18 protein-coding genes and 1 pseudogene are annotated in these 21,025 nt (G+C 70.0%); 15 read left to right on the plus strand and 4 right to left on the minus strand.

From position 1 onward, the window contains the following. Window positions 1-123: 123 nt before the first annotated feature. Together L0P92_RS15140 and L0P92_RS15145 are read right to left on the minus strand one after the other, a co-directional pair. Complete coding sequence (locus L0P92_RS15140; protein ID WP_234763222.1) at window positions 124-2,508, minus strand: MFS transporter; 2,385 nt, start codon at window positions 2,506-2,508, stop codon at window positions 124-126. 146 nt (window positions 2,509-2,654) lie between these two features. Next, entirely contained in the window at window positions 2,655-3,098 is a 444-nt protein-coding gene (locus L0P92_RS15145; RefSeq protein WP_234763223.1) for an SRPBCC family protein, read from the minus strand. Between the two features lie 192 nt (window positions 3,099-3,290). On the opposite strand from L0P92_RS15145, the gene L0P92_RS15150 reads away from it, so the two are divergent. The 3 genes from L0P92_RS15150 (at window position 3,291) to L0P92_RS15160 (ending at window position 6,678) form a co-directional block, all read left to right on the plus strand. Then, window positions 3,291-4,340, plus strand: a complete 1,050-nt coding sequence (locus L0P92_RS15150; RefSeq protein WP_234763224.1) for an Rv2578c family radical SAM protein — start codon at window positions 3,291-3,293, stop codon at window positions 4,338-4,340. A 172-nt stretch (window positions 4,341-4,512) separates the two neighbouring features. Beyond that, window positions 4,513-6,090: an alpha/beta hydrolase gene (locus L0P92_RS15155; RefSeq protein ID WP_234763225.1), complete on the plus strand. Its 1,578-nt coding sequence runs from the start codon at window positions 4,513-4,515 to the stop codon at window positions 6,088-6,090. 54 nt (window positions 6,091-6,144) lie between these two features. Further along, the gene (locus L0P92_RS15160; RefSeq protein WP_234763226.1) at window positions 6,145-6,678 is read left to right on the plus strand and encodes a GNAT family N-acetyltransferase; all 534 of its coding nucleotides are present in this window, start codon (window positions 6,145-6,147) and stop codon (window positions 6,676-6,678) included. Here the strand turns inward: L0P92_RS15160 and L0P92_RS15165 are convergent. Further along, entirely contained in the window at window positions 6,665-7,240 is a 576-nt protein-coding gene (locus L0P92_RS15165) for an adenylosuccinate lyase (RefSeq protein WP_234763227.1), read from the minus strand. The genes L0P92_RS15160 and L0P92_RS15165 overlap by 14 nt on opposite strands. Window positions 7,241-7,620: 380 nt before the next feature. On the opposite strand from L0P92_RS15165, the gene L0P92_RS15170 reads away from it, so the two are divergent. The 3 genes from L0P92_RS15170 to L0P92_RS15180 all read left to right on the plus strand — a co-directional run bounded on the left by L0P92_RS15170 (window position 7,621) and on the right by L0P92_RS15180 (window position 10,812). After that, window positions 7,621-9,438 carry a 3-hydroxyacyl-CoA dehydrogenase family protein gene (locus L0P92_RS15170; RefSeq protein ID WP_234763228.1) on the plus strand — a complete coding sequence of 606 codons (1,818 nt, stop codon included), beginning with the start codon at window positions 7,621-7,623 and terminating at the stop codon, window positions 9,436-9,438. 160 nt (window positions 9,439-9,598) lie between these two features. Further along, window positions 9,599-10,411 carry a TetR family transcriptional regulator gene (locus L0P92_RS15175; RefSeq protein ID WP_234763229.1) on the plus strand — a complete coding sequence of 271 codons (813 nt, stop codon included), beginning with the start codon at window positions 9,599-9,601 and terminating at the stop codon, window positions 10,409-10,411. Between the two features lie 182 nt (window positions 10,412-10,593). Next, the gene (locus L0P92_RS15180) at window positions 10,594-10,812 is read left to right on the plus strand and encodes a hypothetical protein (protein WP_062716548.1); all 219 of its coding nucleotides are present in this window, start codon (window positions 10,594-10,596) and stop codon (window positions 10,810-10,812) included. A 62-nt stretch (window positions 10,813-10,874) separates the two neighbouring features. On the opposite strand, the gene L0P92_RS15185 is transcribed toward L0P92_RS15180, so the two are convergent. After that, window positions 10,875-11,564: an NAD(P)/FAD-dependent oxidoreductase gene (locus tag L0P92_RS15185; RefSeq protein ID WP_234763230.1), complete on the minus strand. Its 690-nt coding sequence runs from the start codon at window positions 11,562-11,564 to the stop codon at window positions 10,875-10,877. 35 nt (window positions 11,565-11,599) lie between these two features. On the opposite strand from L0P92_RS15185, the pseudogene L0P92_RS45235 reads away from it, so the two are divergent. From L0P92_RS45235 to pssA, 9 genes and pseudogenes are all read left to right on the plus strand, one after another. Beyond that, window positions 11,600-12,178, plus strand: a pseudogene (locus L0P92_RS45235) (PucR family transcriptional regulator); the annotation flags it as partial. Between the two features lie 156 nt (window positions 12,179-12,334). After that, window positions 12,335-12,541 carry a helix-turn-helix domain-containing protein gene (locus L0P92_RS45240; RefSeq protein WP_308289723.1) on the plus strand — a complete coding sequence of 69 codons (207 nt, stop codon included), beginning with the start codon at window positions 12,335-12,337 and terminating at the stop codon, window positions 12,539-12,541. A 443-nt stretch (window positions 12,542-12,984) separates the two neighbouring features. After that, a complete protein-coding gene (gene ccrA / locus L0P92_RS15195; RefSeq protein ID WP_234763232.1) occupies window positions 12,985-14,328 on the plus strand; it encodes a crotonyl-CoA carboxylase/reductase in 1,344 nt (447 codons plus the stop codon). A 31-nt stretch (window positions 14,329-14,359) separates the two neighbouring features. Then, window positions 14,360-16,408: an ethylmalonyl-CoA mutase gene (locus L0P92_RS15200; protein WP_234763233.1), complete on the plus strand. Its 2,049-nt coding sequence runs from the start codon at window positions 14,360-14,362 to the stop codon at window positions 16,406-16,408. Next, a complete protein-coding gene (locus tag L0P92_RS15205) occupies window positions 16,405-17,370 on the plus strand; it encodes an HpcH/HpaI aldolase/citrate lyase family protein (RefSeq protein WP_007385825.1) in 966 nt (321 codons plus the stop codon). Before L0P92_RS15200 ends, L0P92_RS15205 begins: the two co-directional genes overlap by 4 nt. Window positions 17,371-17,375: 5 nt before the next feature. Then, complete coding sequence (locus L0P92_RS15210) at window positions 17,376-17,888, plus strand: MaoC family dehydratase (RefSeq protein ID WP_062716551.1); 513 nt, start codon at window positions 17,376-17,378, stop codon at window positions 17,886-17,888. A gap of 2 nt (window positions 17,889-17,890) precedes the next feature. After that, window positions 17,891-19,096, plus strand: coding sequence for an acyl-CoA dehydrogenase family protein (locus L0P92_RS15215; RefSeq protein ID WP_234763234.1), 1,206 nt, complete (start codon window positions 17,891-17,893; stop codon window positions 19,094-19,096). A 170-nt stretch (window positions 19,097-19,266) separates the two neighbouring features. Further along, a complete protein-coding gene (locus L0P92_RS15220) occupies window positions 19,267-19,923 on the plus strand; it encodes a phosphatidylserine decarboxylase (RefSeq protein WP_234763235.1) in 657 nt (218 codons plus the stop codon). Between the two features lie 22 nt (window positions 19,924-19,945). Next, on the plus strand, window positions 19,946-20,764 hold the full coding sequence (gene pssA, locus L0P92_RS15225; protein ID WP_186285154.1) for a CDP-diacylglycerol--serine O-phosphatidyltransferase: 819 nt from the start codon (window positions 19,946-19,948) through the stop codon (window positions 20,762-20,764). Window positions 20,765-21,025 lie beyond the last annotated feature (261 nt).

Consider the following 21,025-nt stretch of genomic DNA (forward strand, 5'->3'; position numbering starts at 1 on the left):
GGGCCGAGGTGATGTGCCGCAACACGGGAATTGATGAGACGGGTTCACGTCGGCCGGCCCACCGGGTGAGGCGCCCGTCCGTGGCGCGTCCGCGCAGGACAGGCCCGGGTCCCGGTCGTGGGCTCAGTCCTCGTGCCCGAGCTGAAGATCACGTTCCGTACGGCCTCCTCCGGCGACCTGGAGCACGGTGGCGACCGGTGGGTAACCCGTGGCGATGACCGTGTACTCGCCGGTGGACAGGTCGACGAACCGGAAGGTGCCGTCCGGTCCGGTGGTGAGGGTGTCCATGACGTTGCCGGCCGCGTCGAGCAGGGTCACGCGCGCGTCCTCGACGGGGCGCCCGCCGCCCGCCCGCACAGTGCCGCGCAGCAGGGCGCCGCCGGCGAGTTCGATGTCCTGGCGGGTCTCCCGTGCGGCCTTGACGGTGACGGGGACGGCGGCCGGGCGGAACGCGGCCGCGCTCGCGGCGAGGGTGTACTCGCCGGCGACGAGTTCGGTGATGACATAGCCGCCCTCGCGTCCGCTGCGGGTGGTGGCGACGACCTCGCCGTGCACGTCGGTGAGCGTGACGGTGGCGTCCACGGCGGTGCCGTCCGGGGTGAGCACCCGGCCGGCGAGGCGTCCCGCGCCGCCGAGGACGATGTCCAGTTCGACGGGGCCGTCGCCGACGGTCACGGAGACGGCCTGCGGCTGGTGGCCGCCCGCCGCCGCGATCATGACGTACGACCCCGGGCCCGGCGTCACCAGCGCGTACCGCCCGTCCTCGCCGCTCGCGCCGCGCCCGACCTGCTGCCCGGTGACGTCGATGAGGGTGAGCGCCGCGTGGCGTACGTACGTCCCGTCGGGATGCTGCACGGTTCCCTGGACGGGGACTTCGGCGGCGTACCGCGAACGGGCCTGCGGGATCGTGGGGTTCACCGGCGCCTGGTCCGTCTCCGGGGCCGGGGCGTTGTGGGACACCAGCGGTTTCTCCTTGAGGAAGAAGGCGATGAGCAGACCGAGGACGAGCACCGGCACGAGATAGAGGAAGATCCTCGGCATGGCGTCGGCGTAGGCCTGGATGTAGTCGTCGCGCAGCGCGGCGGGCAGGGTGTGGACGAGCTGCGGGGTGATCGACTCGGGGTCGGGCAGCTCGGCGCCCGCGCGCGTGGGCAGCCGTTCGGCCAGGGCGTCGGCGAGCCGGTCCGCGAAGAGGGTGCCGAAGATCGCGGCGCCGACGCTGCCGCCGATCTGCCGGAAGTAGTTGTTGGCGCTGGTGGCGGTGCCGAGGTCGGTGGGGCGCACGGAGTTCTGCACGGCGAGGATCAGGACCGGCATCACCATGCCGATGCCGGCGCCGAGTACGGCCATCCAGAGGCTGTAGTGCAGTCGGGGCGTGTCGGCTTCGAGGCGGGACAGCAGCCACATGCCGACGGCGGAGAGCGCGCTGCCGAGCACGGTGTAGATCTTGTAGCGGCCGGTGAGGCTGATGAGTTGGCCGCAGACGATGGAGGCGCCGACGATGCCGCCCATCATCGGCAGCATCAGCAGGCCCGACTCGGTGGCCGTGGCGCCGTCGACCATCTGCAGGTAGGTCGGCAGATAGCTGGCGGCGCCGAACAGGGCGACGCCGATCACCAGGCCGACGAGACCGGTGACGTTGAAGACGGAGTCCCTGAACAGCCTGAGCGGGATGAGGGGTTCGGCGGCGTGGTGCTCGACGACGAGGAAGAGGACGGCGGCGAGGGCGGCTCCGGCGCCGAGGCCGAGGATGACACGGGAGTCCCAGGCGTACTCGGTGCCGCCCCAACTGGTCAGCAGGACCAGGCAGGTGGAGGCGGCGGCGAGCAGCAGGGCGCCGAGGACGTCGAGCCGGGCCTTGGCCTTCGGCTTGGGCAGCTTCAGTACGACGGCGACCACGGCCAGGGTGACGAGGCCGAAGGGGACGTTGATGTAGAAGCACCAGCGCCAGGAGAGATGGTCGGTGAAGTAGCCGCCCAACAGGGGGCCTGCGACCGAGGCGAGGCCGAAGGCGGCGCCGATCAGGCCCATGAAGCGGCCCCGTTCCCGGGCCGGCACGATGTCCGCGATGATCGCCTGGACGCCGATCATGAGCCCGCCGGCGCCGACGCCCTGGACGGCGCGGTAGGCGATCAGCTGGTCCATGGTCTCGGCACGGCCGGCGAGCGCGGAGCCGACGACGAAGACGACGATCGCGAACTGGAAGACGCCCTTGCGGCCGAGGAGATCGCCGAGCTTGCCGTAGACCGGCAGGCCGACGGTGGCGGTGAGCAGGTAGGCGGTGATCGCCCAGGACATCCTGTCCAGGCCGTGCAGCTCGCCGACGATCTTCGGCAGCGCGGTGGCGACGATCATCTGCTCCAGCGCGGCCAGCAGCAGCGCGAGCATCAGCGCGAAGAAGACCAGACGCACCCGGCGCGGGCCCAGTCGGGGCTCGGCGTCCTGGGGCGGGGCCGGTGGAGGAGGCGCGGTGACGGTTTCTTCCTGCACCAACGTCGTGCCGCCCACGGACCGCTCCCCTCGCCGTACCTGCTCACATTTCCCGCATTAGGCGACAACTACGAGCAAGCACGGCGAGTTACGGTGCCGTCCCGGACACGGCCGAGATCCACCCGAACCGGTGAGGAGGCCAAGGGCCCCCGCACACCGGGGACTTACTTCTCGACCTCGGTGGCGAGGTTGGCGAGCAGCGCGTCGTAGATACGGCCGAGGCCCTTGGGGGCGAAGGTCTTCTCGAAGAAGCCACCGATGCCGCCGGCGCCCTGCCAGACGGTGGTGACGACGACCCTGGACCTACCCTCGCCGGCCGGGGTGACCCGCCAGGTGGTGACCATGGAGGAGTTGCGGTCCTTCTCGACGAGCTCGCCGTCGGTGGGCTCGCTGACCTCCAGGAGGCAGTCGCGCACACGCTTGCTGGTGGCCTGGAGCTTCCAGTGGACGAGCGTGCCCTCGCCGTCGCCGCCCTCGCGCACCTCGTACTCGCTGAAGTGCTCGGGCAGGACCTTCTGCCGCGTGCCGCTGTAGTCGGCGAGGGCGTCGAACACCTTCTCCGCGTCCGCCGCGACGACCCGCTCCGTAGTGGCCTCGACCTGCGCCATTGACTTCCTCCAGGACCTGATTTCTCGGGGGTTGGAGCAAGCCAACCACCCCGCCGCCACCGCGCCCAAATCGGGGTCCCGATCCGCTCACGGAAGCGGTCGCACAGTGATCGAAAACGAAGCGGGGAGATAGGTCGCACGATCAAGGGAACATGTGTTCTATTCTGTGGTCAGTGCTACCGAGGAGGCACCATGCGCTGGGAGAACCTCACCCTGGAGTCCGACCACAGCCGGGCCGACTCCGCGCTGTTCGGCGCGGACGCCGTGGTCACCCGCACCTTCGACACGCCCGAGTTCGCCGGGATCACGTTCCACGAGATCCGGGCCCGCTCGATCATCAACCGGGTGCCGGGCGCCTCGCGCATGCCCTTCGAGTGGACGGTCAACCCCTATCGGGGCTGCTCGCACGCGTGCGTGTACTGCTTCGCCCGCAAGACCCACAGCTATCTGGACCTGGACACGGGTCTCGGCTTCGACTCGCAGATCGTGGTCAAGGTGAACGCGCCGGAGCTGCTGCGCCACCAGCTCGCCTCGCGGCGCTGGCAGGGCGACCACATAGCGATGGGCACGAACGTCGACTGCTACCAGCGGGCCGAGGGCCGCTACCGGCTGATGCCGGGCATCCTCGCCGCCCTGCGCGACCACGCCAACCCGTACTCGATCCTCACCAAGGGCACGCTGATCCTGCGCGACCTGGAGCTGCTGAAGCAGTCCGCCGAGGTGACCGACGTCGGCATCTCCGTCTCGGTCGGCTTCGTCGACCCGGAGCTGTGGCGCACCGTGGAGCCGGGCACGCCCGCGCCCGAGCGGCGCCTGGACGTCGTACGGACCCTGGCCGAGCACGGGCTCGGGTGCGGGGTGCTGATGGCGCCGGTGATCCCGTTCCTGAGCGACCAGCCGGCCCAACTGCGGGCCACCGTGCGGGCGATAGCCGCCTCCGGGGCGACCTCCGTCACCCCGCTGGTGCTGCATCTGCGGCCCGGGGCGCGCGAGTGGTTCATGGCCTGGCTCGGCCGCGAGCACCCGCATCTGGTGCGCCGTTACGAGCGGCTGTACGCGGACGGCGCCTACGCGCCGAAGTGGTACCAGCGCCGGGTCACCCGTCAGGTCCACGACCTGGCGCGGGAGTACGGCATCGGCCCCACGCGCGCGGGGATGCCGCGCCGGATCCGCGAACCCGAACCGGCACCGCGGCCCGCCGGGCACACGCGGTCCGAACCGACCCAGCTCTCCCTGCTCTGAGGGCGTGGCGGGCCCGGGGCGCATCGGAGGTCCGAGGATGCATTTGAGGGCATCTGCGATCCAATAGGGTCAAGTCTGAGCAGAAACAGTTCTTCCAGGCGCCCGTTCCGGGATGAATGCGGCCAGGACCGTGGCCTTCGCGGTCCGGAACGCTCCGTCCTGGGAGGACACCATGGGAAAACGCGCAGCCCTGCTGTGCGGCGCGGCCGTCGTCCTGGCCGGAAGCGTGACGGCCGCCCCCGCGGCGGCGAGCGCCCCGCCTCCCACGGAGACCGCTCGGGCCGCACCCCTGGCCTGGAAGAAGTGCGGCACCACCAAGTACCCGACGCTGCAGTGCGCGTCCCTCGACGTGCCGCTCGACCACGCCGCCCCGCACGGCCGGCGCATCACCCTCGCGCTGTCCCGTGTCCCGCACACCGCGAAGAAGTACCAGGGCCCGCTGCTGGTCAACCCGGGCGGCCCCGGCGGCAGCGGTCTCACGCTCGCCGGGTTCGTCGCCGCCGCACTGCCGAAGGAGGTGGCGGCGCAGTACGACATCATCGGCTTCGACCCGCGCGGAGTCGGCAGGAGCAAGCCCGCCCTCAACTGCGACCCCGGCCACTTCGCCCCCGTCCGCCCGGACTCCGTGCCCCGCACGCTTCGGATCGAGCGAGCCAACCTCCAGCGGGCCAAGGCCTTCGCGCGGGCCTGCGGTGAGAAGTACGCGGACGTGCTGTCGTACATCGACACGATCAGCGCGGTGCGGGACATGGACCGGATCCGCGCGGCACTCGGCGCACGGCGGATCAGCTACTTCGGCTACTCGTACGGCACCTACCTCGGCACCGTCTACGCCAAGCTCTTCCCGGAGCGGGTGCGGCGCGCGGCCCTGGACTCGGTCGTCGACCCCACCGGCGTCTGGTACGAGGCCAACCTCGCGCAGGACGTCGCCTTCGACGACCGGCACCGCGCGTTCCTGGCGTGGGTCGCCAAGCACGACAGGACGTACGGGCTCGGCACGGACCCCTCCAGGGTCGAGGCCAAGTGGTACGCGATGCGGACGGCCCTGGCCAATGCCCCGGCCGGCGGCAAGGTCGGCGCCTCCGAACTGGAGGACACCTACCTTCCCGGCGGCTACTTCAACGGCTACTGGCCCTATCTCGCCGAGGCGTTCGCGGCGTACGCGAACCGCAAGGACGCCGACCCGTTGATCGAGGCGTACGAGAAGTTCGGCGCCTCGGACGCGTCCGACGAGAACGGCTACAGCGTCTACGCCGCCGTGCAGTGCCGGGACGCCGCCTGGTCGCGGGACTGGCACCGGTGGCGGGCGGACAACTGGGCCGTGTACGCGAAGGCACCGTTCATGACCTGGAACAACGCCTGGTACAACGCGCCGTGCGCGTTCTGGCCGAAGGCCTCGCTCTCGTCGGTGAGTATCGCGAACAGCAAGGTGGCGCCGGTGCTGCTGTTCCAGTCGACCGGCGACGCGGCCACCCCGTACCAGGGCGCCGTCACCGTCCACCGGCAGCTGGCCCGCTCCAGCCTGGTGGTCGAGCGGGGCGGCGGCAACCACGGCATCACGCTGGGCGGGAACCCCTGCCTGGACAGGCACCTCGCGGCCTATCTGTCCGACGGCACGGTGCCGCGCGGCGCGGGCTCGGTCGACGCGGTGTGCGAAGCTCGGCCCGACCCGAAGCCGCTGACCTCCAAGGTGGCGGCGACCTCGGCCCGCGGCGCGGAACTGCACCAGCTGATCGGTTTCCGCCACTGAGACCCGAACGATAATTCGGAGGCTGTGCGGGCGTGCGGTGCCTAGGGTGCCGCCATGGACGACGAACGCCTCCTCATCCGTCCCATGACCCTCGCCGACTGCGACCGCGTGGCCGAGATCCGCGTGCGCGGCTGGCAGAGCGCCTACCAGGGGCTGATTCCGCGGTCGTACCTCGACGCGATGAGCATCGAGCGGGACGCCGAGCGCCACCGCGCCCGCTCGGCGCAAGGCGACGGCAGCGTCGTCGACCTGGTCGCGCAGAGGGACGGCGAGGTCGTGGGCTGGGCCTGTCACGGGCCGTACCGGGACGGTGAAGCCCGCACCGCCGACGCCGAGTTGTACGCCCTCTACGTGGACCCGCCGCGGTACGGCACCGGCATCGGTCACGCCCTGTTGCGGGAGGCCCTGTGGAACCGCACGGCCCTCGGCCACGAGCGCATGTACCTGTGGGTGCTCAAGGGCAACGGCCGTGCCCGCCGGCTCTACGAACGGGCGGGCTTCGAGGCCGACGGCACCGAGGAACCGTTCGAGGCGGACGGGGTCCCGGTTCCCGAAGTGCGGTATGTGCGCACGCTCAACGAGGCCTAGGGATCCGCGCCAGCGCCCGTACCGCCGCCTCCGCCAGCGCCGGGTGGGCCAGGGCCTCGTTCAGGACGCGTGTGGCGCGGGTGTCACCGAGGGTGCCGAGGCCCTCCACACAGGCGAGGGCCACGCGGCGGTAGGGGTCGTGGGGGCGCAGGCGGCGTTCCAGGGTGGTGATCAGGGCGGGGACGGCCTCGGGGGCGCGCAGTTGGACCAGGAGGCGGACCGGGAGCAGGGCGTAGGCGACGCGGAGTTCGTTGGTGGCAAGGGCGGCGGCGGCGCGGGCGGTGCGCGGGTCGCCGAGCCGGGCGAGGGCGTGGGCGGCGGAGACGCAGCGCTCGGGATCACGGTGGTTGAGCAGCAGGACGAGGGATTCGAAGGCCCGCCGGTCGCCCGCGAGGCCCAGCCGGAACGCGGCCAGCTCCCTGGCCCACAGCGGCTGTCCGGGCGCGGTGAGCACGCTCGCCAGTTCGTCGAGGTCCTCGGTCGCCACGAGATGCTCGTACGCGGCCGACGCCCCGGACTCCTGCCGTAAGCGCTCCGTGAGTGATCGCAACTCTTCGTCCATGAAGCCGAGCGTATGCAAGCGGCCCGCCTCACGGGACCTACATCACAAAGACGAGGTCTGGCGCGCTCGTTACCCACCGGTTAAGCTCATACGAGCGAGTCACCCACTCGCGGATCTACTTGCAGCGGCCTGGTGACGCAGTTGCTGCGAGTGCTGGTCGGTTCGGTACTTCTTGTACCTCAGTACGACTCGGCTCCGGGACAGGGCCGGTCGGATCCGCCGTTCCCCGGCGCGTGTGCACGCGTTCGGCGACGGCACCGGGCGTGTGCGCCAGTAGCCCGGCATCAACACCCGCACTCACTCCCTTGTCGCACCCGGTGCGCCTCCTCGGCGCACCCGGGCGCGATTCCAGTCGTCACCCTCATTCCTGGAGTCCCGCGATGGCCACTCCCCTGTCCGACACCTCGTCCGACACCCCTCTGTCCCAGCTCAAGACCGTCGCCGTCGTCGGCCTCGGCACCATGGGCACCGGCATCGCCGAGATCCTGGCCAAGGCCGGTCGCGAGGTCATCGGCATCGACATCAGCGAGGCCGCGGCCGCCAAGGCCGTCGCCGCGCTGGAGAACTCGACCGCCCGTGCCGTGGAGCGCGGCCGGCTGACCGAGGAGGAGCGCGCGGAGTCCCTCGCCCGCGTCCGCACCTTCACCGAGCTGCGGGCCGCTGCCGACGCGGACCTGGTCATCGAGGTGGCGCCGGAGTCGTACGAGATCAAGCAGCAGATCTTCCGCGAGCTGGACGGGATCGTGCGTCCCGAGACCATCCTGGCGACCGGCACCAACGCCCTCTCGGTCACGCGGCTGGCCGCCGACTCGGCCCGCCCCGAGCGCGTGCTCGGCCTGCACTTCTTCAACCCGGCGCCCGCGATGCGGCTGGTCGAGGTCGTCTCGTCCGTGCTGACCGCGCCCGCCGCCGTCACCGCGGTCACCAACCTCGCCCTGGACCTCGGCAAGGAGCCCGTCGCGGTCGGCGACCGGCCCGGTTTCGTCGCCGACGGGCTGCTGTTCGGCTACCTCAACCAGGCGGCCGCGATGTACGAGGCGAAGTACGCCTCCCGCGAGGACATCGACGCCGCGATGCGGCTCGGCTGCGGACTGCCGATGGGCCCGCTCGCCCTGCTCGACCTGATCGGCATCGACACCGCGCGCCGGGTCCTGGAGGCCATGTACGCCGAGTCCCGCGACCGGCTGCACGCCCCCGCGCCGATCCTCAAGCAGCTCAGCGAGGCGGGACTGACGGGACGTAAGTCGGGCCGTGGCTTCTACACGTACGAGGCGCCGGGCAGCGCCACCGTCGTGCGGGACGCGCTGACGCCGCTGGACGGCGCCGCCCTCACCCCCGGCCGTACCGTCCGCTCGGTCGGTGTCGCCGGTTCCGGCACCATGGCGTCCGGGATCGCGGAGGTCTTCGCCAAGGCCGGGTACGAGGTCGTCCTCGCCGCCCGCAGCGAGGAGAAGGCGCAGGCCGCGAAGGCCCGCATCGGCAAGTCGCTTTCACGCTCTGTCGACAAGGGCCGGATGACCGCCGAGGCCGCAGCGCGGACCCTGGACCTGATCACCGCGGCGGGTTCGTACGACGCGTTCGCCGACGTCGACCTGGCCGTCGAGGCCATCGCCGAGGACCTGGAGATCAAGCAGCAGCTGTTCGCGACGCTGGACAAGGTCTGCAAGCCGGGCGCGGTGCTGGCCACCACCACCTCGTCGCTGCCCGTCGTCGCCTGCGCCCGTGCCACCTCGCGTCCGCAGGACGTGATCGGCATGCACTTCTTCAACCCGGCGCCGGCGATGAAGCTGGTCGAGGTCGTCCGTACGGTGCTCACCGCCGACGACGTGCACGCCACGGTCCGCGAGGTCTGCGGCCGGATCAGGAAGCACGCCGTGGACTGCGGTGACCGTGCCGGATTCATCGTGAACGCCCTGCTGTTCCCGTACCTGAACAACGCGATCAAGATGGTGCAGGAGCACTACGCGACGCTCGACGACATCGACGCCGCGATGAAGCTGGGCGGCGGCTACCCCATGGGGCCGTTCGAGCTGCTGGACGTCGTCGGCCTCGATGTCTCCCTGGCGATCGAGAAGGTCCTGCACCGTGAGTTCCGCGACCCGGGTCTCGCTCCGGCGCCGCTCCTGGAGCACCTGGTGGCCGCGGGCTGCCTCGGCCGCAAGACGGGCCGCGGTTTCCGCGAATATGCCCGGCGCTGAGCGGCCCGGGGACTGGTTCAGAAGCGGGCAGGAGTGGGGCGGGCTGCTGGACCCCGGCAGCCCGCTTCCGGCCTCCCGGCACGGCTCGGCCCCGCCCGCCGAGGGCGGGGGAAACCCCGTGCATGCGCATCAAGCTGCGCACATGCAGTACGTTCGGGTCATGTCCCAGCCCGCCAAGTCCTCACGTACACCAGCCACGCCCGACGCGCCGGAAAGTGCCGCCGGCAGTCGCGCGGCCGCCCAACGGCTCAAGATGCGCCGCGAACTGGCGGCGGCGGCGATGGAGCTGTTCGCGACCAAGGGGTACGAGGCGACCACCGTCGACGAGATCGCGGCCGCGGCCGGCGTCGCCCGCCGTACCTTCTTCCGCCACTTCCGTTCCAAGGAAGAGGCGATCTTCCCGGACCACGACGACACCCTGATCCGCGCCGAGGCGGTGCTCAACGCCGCCCCGGCCCATGAGCACCCGCTCGACACGGTGTGCCGTGGCATCAAGGAGGTCATGCGGATGTACGCGGCCCGGCCGGAGATCTCGGTCGCCCGCTACAAGCTGACGCGCGAGGTGCCAACCCTGCGCGAGGCGGAGATCGCGTCGGTGGCCCGCTACGAACGCCTCTTCACCCGGTACCTCCTCGGCCACTTCGACGAGCACGCCCACGACGACGACGCCAACGACGACCCGCTGCTGGCGGAGGTCGCCGCGTCCGCCGTGGTCACCGCCCACAACCACGTCCTGCGGCGCTGGCTGCGGGCCGGCGGCCAGGGCGACGTGGAGGCGCAGCTCGACCATGCCTTCGCGATCGTGCGGAGGACGTTCGGGACGGGTATCGGTGCGGGCCGGGACACCGCGCCGCGCTCGGCGCCTGCCTCGGTGGCCTCGCAGGGCGAGGTGCTGGTGACGGTGGCGCGCACGGACGCGCCGCTCGACGAGGTGATGCGGACGATCGAGCAGGCGCTGAAGGAGCGGGCCTAGGGCCGCTCAGGACGTGGGCCGGAGGGGAGAGCGGGGCGCGGGCCGAGTGCGTCGCCCGCGCTCCTACGCCGGAACCTCAGAGGTAGCTCAGGAAAACGGCCCGGCGGGAACTATCGCGCGGGCACGTCCGTCCTCCCTGTCGAAGCACGATCTTCATGGTTGCGCGACGGAAGTGAGTTGCCATGCAGGCGAACGACCCGACCAAGCTCGAAGCCACCCTGGCCGACGGGCGGCGCATGACCCTGTCCCTCCCCGCGACCGACGCCAAGTGGGCCGCCGACGGCATAAAGGGCCTTCGCGCCGTCCCGCCCACCCACACGGGCCGCGGCGAGGAGCCCCCCGCCCTCCCCGAGGAGCCGGCACTTCCCCTGCAAGTGGCGCTGCTGGGCCTGGGCGCCTAGAGCCTGTCCGGGGCAGGCGGGCTCGGGGACACGGGACCACCCGGGGTGCGGAGTCCCGCCGCTCACTGGCCGCGGCGGCTTCGCACCGACCGGCCCGGGGCGAACCTCGCTGACAGCCCCGGGTCCGCCTGTCCCGTCAGCAGCCCCGCCACCAGCCGCCCCGTCGCGGGGGCCAGCATCAGGCCCAGCATGTTGTGGCCGGTGGCGAGCAGGACGCGGGGACGGCCCGGGAGCGGGCCGATCAGGGGCAGGCCGTCCGGGGTCATCGGACGCGGCCCCATCCACTCCTGCTCCCGCCGCTCCCAGTCGGCCCCCGGCAGATACGGCCGCGCGGCCGCCACCAGAGCCTCCACACGGCCCTGCCGGAAGCGGTCCGGGTCCCGGTCGAACTCCATCGTCCCGGCGACCCGCACCCCCTTGCCCGACGGCGCCAGCACCGCCTTCGCCGCGCCCAGGTGGACCAGTCGCCTCGGCACTGACTCGACGGGCACCGAGAAGCTGTAGCCCTTCCCGGCGGCCACCTCGATCCGCTGCCCGAGCGAGGCGCTGAGCTGCCGGGACCAGACGCCAGCGGCGATCACCACCGCGTCCGCCCGGTAGGTCCCGGCAGTCGTACGGACCTCCACCCGCCCGGCGCCGTCCCGCACCGCCGTCACCCGCGCGCCCTCCACCAGCTCGGCCCCGTCCCGCCGCAGCCGTCCGGCCAGCGTGTCCACGAACTGCCCCGGATCCACGGCCCACTGACGCTCCACCAGGAACCCGGCCCGGGCGGCGGGCCCGAGCGCGCCGGATGCGCGGGGTGCTGTCCGGGATGAGCCTGCCGATCACCGTGGGTGCCGAGGCGGTGGGCACGGTGTGCCTGACCGGGGATCCGGAGGAGGTGCGGTGTTTCGGCCTGGTCGTGCGGCGGCAGACCGAGATCCTCCTGGAGGAGGCCGCCCTGCTGCGCTCCCGGCTGCTGCACGAGCGGGCGGTGGACGACTGCGTACGGGACATCGCGCTGTACGACCCCGAGGTCGTCGACGCCGAAACCGTCGAGGCGCGGATGGCCGAGCTCGGGGCCGATCCGCGCATCCCGCGCACGGCGGTGGTGCTGGACGTCCGGGCGGGCGGGGTGTCACGGATGTCGCTGCTGCGGACGGTACGGGAGGTCTTCGGCTCCGTTCAGGACGTGACCGGGGAACTCGCGGCCGGCCGGTACGCCGTCCTGCACGCCTCGGTCGGCCGCCCCGAACGGCTCGTCGAGCGGTGCTCAGCGCTGGTGGAACGCCTCGGCGAGCGGCACGGGGCCGATGCCCGGTGCGGGATCGGTGAGCCCGGTCGGGGCGTCGCCGGGACGCACGCCTCGTACCGGGACGCGGCGCTGGCACTGCGTGCCGGTCCCCGGCTGGAGCCGGACGGGCGGGTCTTCGCCGTGGCCGACCTGCGCGTACCCCAGCTCGTGGCCTCGGTCGTACGGCACGAACGCGACCGGTACGCGGCCGCGGTCCTCACCGGCCTGCGTGAGCGGGCGGACTGGCCCGTGCTGCGAGAGACGCTGATCGCCTGGGCGGAGGGCGGCTTCCAGCTGGTGCGGACGGCGGAGCGGCTCGCCGTCCACCGGAACACGCTGCTGTACCGGCTGGCGAAGATCGAGGAGCTGAGCGGACGCGGGTTGCGGGAGCCGCGTACCGCGATGGCCATGTACCTGGCATGCCTGGCCGATGCCCTCCGGGTGACCGACCACTGACCGACCACTGACCGACCACTGACCGGCCACTGACCGGCCAATGCTCGACCAATGCTCGACCAGTGACCGATCACTGCCCGATAGCGCCCGATTAGCACCTACTCGTCGGTAACTTTGATCGATCATCGCTCATCTGTTACGTAAAGATTTCATCTGAGGGCAAGTTCTGGCACTGCGTGCCTTGCCACGTGACACGCCGTGCCATACGTTGAAGGAGTCCGGGCGGCCGGCGTGCAGAGACCTTTCGTACGTCGGCTGTCCCCGCAAACCCTTCCCGGGGTCTGCGCGCCCGGCGCCTGCGTCACAGGCAACCTCCCGCGCCACAAAGCGCTGCCGAACAGCACCATCCGCCGAACCGACGGCAATCACCCAAAAACCCTCAGCAGCACCGACGTAACCCTCAGCACCCCTCCCTCAGGGTGCACACCGCCGGAGGCAACACCGTGACCACTCAGGACATCCTGGACGCGATCCAGTCGCCGGAATCGACGCCGGCCGACTTCGCCGCTCTCCCGCTCCCCGAGTCGTACCGCGCGATCACCGTGCACAAGGACGAGACGGACATGTTCGCGGGCCTGGAAACCCGTGACAAGGACCCGCGCAAGTCGATCCACCTGGACGACGTTCCGGTGCCGGAGCTCGGCCCGGGCGAGGCCCTGGTGGCCGTCATGGCCTCCTCGGTCAACTACAACTCGGTCTGGACCTCGATCTTCGAGCCCCTGCCGACCTTCGGCTTCCTGGAGCGCTACGGCAAGCTCAGCGAGCTCACCAAGCGCCACGACCTGCCGTACCACATCATCGGCTCCGACCTCGCGGGCGTCGTCCTGCGCACCGGCCCGGGCGTCAACTCCTGGAAGCCCGGTGACGAGGTCGTCGCGCACTGTCTGTCCGTCGAGCTGGAGTCCTCGGACGGCCACAACGACACCATGCTCGACCCCGAGCAGCGCATCTGGGGCTTCGAGACCAACTTCGGCGGCCTCGCCGAGATCGCACTCGTCAAGTCCAACCAGCTGATGCCGAAGCCCCAGCACCTCAGCTGGGAGGAGGCCGCCGCTCCGGGGCTCGTGAACTCGACCGCGTACCGCCAGCTGGTCTCCCGCAACGGCGCCGGGATGAAGCAGGGCGACAACGTCCTGATCTGGGGCGCGAGCGGCGGACTCGGCTCGTACGCCACACAGTTCGCGCTGGCCGGCGGCGCCAACCCGATCTGTGTCGTGTCCAGCCCCCAGAAGGCGGACATCTGCCGGGCGATGGGCGCCGAGGCGATCATCGACCGCAACGCCGAGGGCTACAAGTTCTGGAAGGACGAGAACACCCAGGACCCGAAGGAGTGGAAGCGCTTCGGCAAGCGCATCCGTGAGCTCACCGGCGGCGAGGACGTCGACATCGTCTTCGAGCACCCCGGCCGCGAGACCTTCGGCGCCTCGGTCTACGTCACGCGCAAGGGCGGCACCATCGTCACCTGCGCCTCCACCTCGGGCTACAACCACGAGTACGACAACCGCTACCTGTGGATGTCCCTGAAGCGGATCATCGGCTCGCACTTCGCCAACTACCGCGAGGCCTGGGAGGCCAACCGGCTCATCGCGAAGGGCAAGATCCACCCCACCCTGTCGAAGGTCTACTCCCTGGAGGAGACCGGCCAGGCGGCGTTCGACGTGCACCGCAACCTCCACCAGGGCAAGGTCGGCGTCCTGTGCCTCGCCCCCGAGGAAGGTCTCGGCGTGCGCGACGAGGAGATGCGCGCCAAGCACATCGACGCCATCAACCGCTTCCGCAACATCTGATCCGCGACATCTGAGACACCCGAGGTCATAGATGACTGAGCGTCAGCCCGCCGAAGGCGCGCGGGAGAAGGACCGGCCGTGGCTCATGCGCACGTATGCCGGGCACTCCACGGCCGAGGCGTCCAACGAGCTGTACCGGCGCAACCTCGCCAAGGGGCAGACCGGCCTGTCGGTCGCGTTCGACCTGCCCACGCAGACCGGCTACGACTCCGACCACATCCTCGCCCGTGGCGAGGTCGGCCGGGTCGGCGTGCCCGTCGCGCACCTCGGTGACATGCGCCGGCTGTTCCAGGACATCCCCCTGGAGCAGATGAACACCTCGATGACGATCAACGCCACCGCCATGTGGCTGCTGGCGCTCTACCAGGTCGTCGCCGAGGAGCAGGGCGCGGACATCACCAAGCTCCAGGGCACGACCCAGAACGACATCGTCAAGGAGTACCTGTCGCGGGGGACCCATGTCTTCCCGCCGGGGCCCTCACTCCGGCTGACGACGGACATGATCGCGTACACGGTCTCCCACATCCCGAAGTGGAACCCGATCAACATCTGCAGCTACCACCTGCAGGAGGCGGGCGCCACGCCGGTCCAGGAGATCGCGTACGCGATGTCCACCGCGATAGCGGTTCTCGATGCCGTGCGCGACTCAGGACAGGTCCCCGCCGAGAAGTTCGGGGACGTCGTGGCCCGTATCTCCTTCTTCGTGAACGCGGGCGTCCGCTTCATCGAGGAGATGTGCAAGATGCGGGCGTTCGGGCGGATCTGGGACCAGGTCACGCGCGAGCGGTACGGCATCGAGAACCCCAAGCAGCGCCGCTTCCGGTACGGCGTCCAGGTCAACTCCCTCGGTCTGACCGAGGCTCAGCCGGAGAACAACGTCCAGCGGATCGTGCTGGAGATGCTGGCCGTGACGCTGTCGAAGGACGCACGCGCGCGTGCCGTGCAGCTGCCCGCCTGGAACGAGGCCCTCGGCCTCCCCCGGCCCTGGGACCAGCAGTGGTCGCTGCGGATCCAGCAGGTGCTGGCGTACGAGAGCGATCTGCTGGAGTACGAGGACATCTTCGAGGGCTCGAAGGTGATCGAGGCGAAGGTGGACGCGCTGGTCGAGGCCTCGCTCGCGGAGATCGACCGCATCCAGGGGATGGGCGGCGCGATGGCCGCAGTCGAGTCCGGCTACCTCAAGTCGCAGCTGGTCGCCTCGCACGCCGAGCGCCGGGGCCGGATCGAGTCCGGCCAGGAGAAGATCATCGGTGTCAACGCCTTCGAGGGCACCGAACCCAACCCGCTGACCGCCGACCTGGACACCGCGATCCAGACGGTGGACCCGGCCGTCGAGGCCCGGGTGATCGCGGGGCTCCAGCACTGGCGCGACACCCGCTACCAGCCGCCCTTCAACCACCCGCGCCCGTGTAAGGCGCTGGAGAAGCTGAAGGAGGCCGCCAAGGGGACCGGCAACCTCATGGAGGCCACCCTGGAGTGCGCCCGCGCCGGCGTCACGACCGGCGAGTGGGCGGGGGCGCTGCGCGAGGTGTTCGGCGAGTTCCGGGCGCCGACCGGTGTGTCGTCCGCGCCGGTGGCGATCCCCGCCGAAGAGGGCTCCGCCCTTGCCCAGGTCCGCCGCAAGGTCGACCTGACCGCCAAGGACATGGGCGTCGGCAAGCTGCGCTTCCTGGTCGGCAAGCCGGGCCTGGACGGGCACTCCAACGGGGCCGAGCAGATCGCGGTGCGCGCGCGTGACGCCGGCTTCGAGGTGGTCTACCAGGGCATCCGGCTGACGCCCGAGCAGATCGTGGACGCGGCCCTCGCCGAGGACGTGCACGCGGTCGGCCTGTCGATCCTGTCCGGATCGCACGCCCAGCTGGTGCCGGACGTGCTGGAACGGCTCCGTGTGGCCGGTGCCACAGATATACCGGTGATCGCCGGTGGCATCATCCCGAATGGTGACGCCGAGCAGCTCAGGGCCGCCGGAGTGGCCGCCGTCTTCACCCCGAAGGACTTCGACATCACCGGAATCATCGGCCGCATCGTCGACGAGATCCGGAAAGCGAACAAGCTCGACCCCCTGGAGGTCCCCGCATGACCACGCCCGTCAACCGACTCCGCCCGCGGCGCTCCTGCCTGGCCGTGCCGGGCTCGAACCCCCGCTTCCTGGAGAAGGCGCAGGGCCTCCCGGCCGACCAGGTCTTCCTCGACCTGGAGGACGCCTGCGCCCCGCTCGCCAAGCCCGAGGCGCGGCACACCATCGTCAAGTTCCTCAACGAGGGCGACTGGACCGGCAAGACGAGGGTCGTGCGCGTCAACGACTGGACGACCGAGTGGACGTACCGCGACGTCGTCACGGTCGTCGAGGGCGCAGGCCAGAACCTCGACTGCATCATGCTGCCGAAGGTGCAGACGGCCGAGCAGATCGTGGCGCTGGACCTCCTCCTCACTCAGATCGAGAAGACGATGGGCTTCGAGGTCGGCAAGATCGGCATCGAGGCGCAGATCGAGAACGCGCAGGGCCTGAACAACGTCAACGAGATCGCGACGGCGTCCCAGCGCGTCGAGACGATCATCTTCGGCCCGGCCGACTTCATGGCGTCCATCAACATGAAGTCGCTGGTCGTCGGCGAGCAGCCGCCCGGCTACCCGGCGGACGCCTACCACTACATCCTGATGAAGATCCTGATGGCCGCCCGCGCCAACAACCTCCAGGCGATCGACGGCCCCTACCTGCAGATCCGCAACATCGACGGCTACCGCGAGGTCGCCCAGCGCGCCGCCGCGCTCGGCTTCGACGGCAAGTGGGTGCTGCACCCGGGCCAGGTCGAGGCGTCCAACGAGATCTTCTCGCCCTCGCAGGAGGACTACGACCACGCCGAGCTGATCCTGGACGCGTACGACTACTACACGTCCGAGGCGGGCGGCAAGAAGGGCTCCGCGATGCTCGGCGACGAGATGATCGACGAGGCCAGCCGCAAGATGGCGCTGGTCATCTCCGGCAAGGGACGTGCGGCCGGCATGCAGCGCACGTCGAAGTTCGAGATCCCGGAGGCCTGAGCACCATGCAGTTCGGACGCACCTACGAGGAGTTCGAGGTCGGGGCGACGTACAAGCACTGGCCTGGGAAGACGGTCACGGAGTACGACGACCACCTGTTCTGTCTCCTCACTATGAACCACCACCCGCTCCACATGGACACGAACTATGCGGAGAAGACGACGGACTTCGGCAAGAACGTCGTCGTCGGGAACTACATCTACTCGCTGCTGCTCGGCATGAGCGTGCCGGACATCTCCGGCAAGGCCATCGCCAACCTGGAGATCGAGTCGCTCAAGCACGTGGCGCCGACCTTCCACGGCGACACGATCTACGGCCAGACGACGGTGCTCGACAAGTGGCCGTCGAAGTCGAAGAACGACCGCGGCATCGTCTACGTCGAGACCAAGGGCTACAAGCAGGACGGCACGCTGGTGTGCGTGTTCCGCCGCAAGGTCATGGTGCCGACCGAGACGTACATCAAGGAGCGCGGCGGCGAGCAGCCCGGCCGCCCCGAACTGAAGCAGCAGGAGAAGTAGCCATGGCGCGCCTCGCCCAGACCGCCGGTCTGACGGACATTCAGCAGGAGATCCTCTCCACCGTCCGCGACTTCGTGGACAAGGAGATCATCCCGGTCGCGACCGAGCTGGAGCACCGCGACGAGTACCCGCAAGCGATCGTCGACGGCCTCAAGGAACTGGGCCTCTTCGGCCTGATGATCCCCGAGGAGTACGGCGGCCTGGGCGAGTCGCTTCTCACCTACGCCCTGTGCGTCGAGGAGATCGCCCGCGGCTGGATGTCGGTCTCCGGCATCATCAACACGCACTTCATCGTGGCGTACATGCTCAAGCAGCACGGCACGCAGGAGCAGAAGGACCACTTCCTGCCGCGCATGGCCGCCGGCGACATCCGTGGCGCCTTCTCGATGTCGGAGCCGGGCCTGGGCTCCGATGTGTCGGCGATCACCTCGAAGGCGGTGAAGGACGGCGAGGAGTACGTCCTGAACGGCCAGAAGATGTGGCTGACGAACGGCGGAACGTCGTCTCTGGTCGCCGTACTGGTCCGAAGTGACGAAGGACACGCCGAGGGCACGGCGCCCCACAAGTCGATGACGACCTTCCTCGTCGAGAAGGAGCCCGGCTTCGGAGAGGTCCGCCCGGGCCTCACCATCCCCGGCAAGATCGACAAGATGGGCTACAAGGGCGTCGACACGACCGAGCTCATCATGGACGGCCTGCGAATTCCGGCCAATCGGGTGCTCGGCGGCGTCACCGGCCGAGGTTTTTACCAAATGATGGACGGCGTCGAGGTCGGGCGCGTCAATGTGGCGGCGCGTGGCTGCGGCGTCGCTCAGCGTGCGTTCGAGCTCGGTGTCCAGTACGCCCAGCAGCGGCACACTTTCGGCAAGCCGATCGCCCAGCACCAGGCCATCCAGTTCAAGCTGGCCGAGATGGCTACCAAGGTCGAGGCGGCGCATGCCATGATGGTGAACGCGGCACGCAAAAAGGACTCCGGGGAACGAAACGACCTTGAGGCTGGGATGGCGAAGTACCTCGCCTCCGAGTACTGCAAGGAGGTCGTGGAGGATGCCTTCCGGATCCACGGCGGCTACGGCTTCTCCAAGGAGTACGAGATCGAGCGCCTCTACCGTGAGGCTCCGATGCTGCTTATCGGTGAAGGTACCGCCGAGATCCAGAAAATGATCATCGGTCGCAGGTTGCTCGAAGAGTATCGCTTCCAGGGCTAGATGTCCGGGTTCGGGGTGTTTTCTTCGAGAAGAAGATCACACCCCGTCAATACTCTTCAGCCGCCGACTCGGCTTCCTGGCTTGCCCAGTTGCGGCCCGCGACCGGTACGATCCCCGGAAAGCCGCCGTCCCCCGTCGAAGCGCGGCATCATCCGCTACGAAGGTCATCCATGCCCCACAGCCAAACCTCTGCACCAAGCGACAGCCGGGCCGGCGTACGCCTCGCACGCGGAGCGTCGCCGTGGCTTCTCCCGACCGTCGCCACCGCAGCCCTCAGCCTGGCCCGCGCACGCCGCTCCGGCGTCGCCAAGGCCGTGGCCGTGCCCGCCACCGCGCTCGCGGCGGGCATGCTGTGGTTCTTCCGCGACCCCGAGCGCGAGATCGCCCCGGGCCGGGTCATCTCGCCCGCCGACGGTGTGGTGCAGAGCATCATGCCGTGGAAGGACGGCCGCACCCGCGTCGCGATCTTCATGAGCCCGCTCAACGTCCACGTCAACCGCGCGCCGCTCTCCGGCACGGTCACGTCCGTCGAGCACATCCCCGGCGGGTTCGTTCCGGCGTTCAACAAGGAGAGCGAGAACAACGAGCGCGTAGTCTGGCATTTCGACACCGAACTCGGCGACATCGAGATGATCCAGATCGCCGGCGCGGTGGCCCGTCGCATCGTCCCCTACATCCCGCAGGGCACGAAGGTCGAGCAGGGCGACCGTATCGGTCTGATCCGCTTCGGCTCACGTGTCGACATCTACCTGCCCGAGGGCGTGGAGGTCGCGGTCGAGGTCGGGCAGAAGACCGTGGCTGGGGTGACTCGCATTGACCGTGATTGATCCTGAGACACAGTCGGGCTGGGTGCCCGAGGCCGACGAGGTCGACGAAGAGGAGGAGATGCCTCTTTCTCTGCGCCTGTCGATAGCGGACACCCTGACGCTCGGCAACGCGACGTGCGGCTTCATGGCGGTGTACTTCACCACCACCGGCATCCTGATCCCGCACCTCACCGGTAGCCAGGAGACCGGTATGGCCCGCCACAGCGCGGCCACCGCGGTCATCCTGATGCTGTGTGCGGCGGTCTTCGACCTGTTCGACGGCCTGGTGGCGCGCAAGCTGCGCTCCTCCCCCATGGGCGCGGAGCTGGACAACCTCTCCGACCTGATCAGCTTCGGGCTGGCCCCGGCGTACTTCGTGCTGGTCTACGGCATGGTCGCCGACGACGCGCACCAGCGGGTGGCTGCGGTCGGCGCGATCGTCGTTCTGCTGGCGGTGGTGCTGAGACTCGCGCGGTTCTCGTGCGTCACCGTCCCGAACGGCATGTTCCAGGGCATGCCCTCGCCGTTCGGGGCGCTGACGGTGGTCTCGATCGTGCTGCTGGAGCTGCCCTTCGTGGCGACGCTCCTGGCGATCCTCGGGACCGCGTGGCTGATGGTGAGCCGGGTCGAGTACCCGAAGCCGCGTGGGCGGCTCGCGGTGGCGATGCTGTCCTGGATCGTCGTGTCGATGGGGCTGCTGGCCGCGTGGGCCTTCGACGCTCCGAGCGGGCAGCTTCTGCTGCAGACCGGTTGTGCTCTTCAGCTGGTGACGGGTGCGGTGATTCCGCTGTTCGCCACGGCTCGTCGGGTGAACAACTTCCGCGACAACCGGCGGGAGGCGCGGGCGGCCCAGCTGCCGTAGCGCTCCGCTGGGTGGGGCCCCGGACCGGGTTGGTTCGGGGCCTTCCGCATGCCCGGCTCCGGCGCCCCCACCCGTCCCATCCCCAGGGGCTCCGCCCCTTCGACCCCGGGGGTCGTTCTTCGGGTGCGGGCCGGTGGGGGTTGGTCGCGCAGTTCCCCGCGCCCCTTTCTGGGGCTCCGCCCCACAACCCCCACAGTCTCATATAAAAAAAACCCATCCCCCCACACCAGTTAAAAAAACACGGATTGCCGCATAGGCGGG

The organism is Streptomyces muensis (assembly GCF_021474425.1).
In the GTDB taxonomy this organism is placed as follows: Bacteria; Actinomycetota; Actinomycetes; order Streptomycetales; family Streptomycetaceae; genus Streptomyces; species Streptomyces muensis.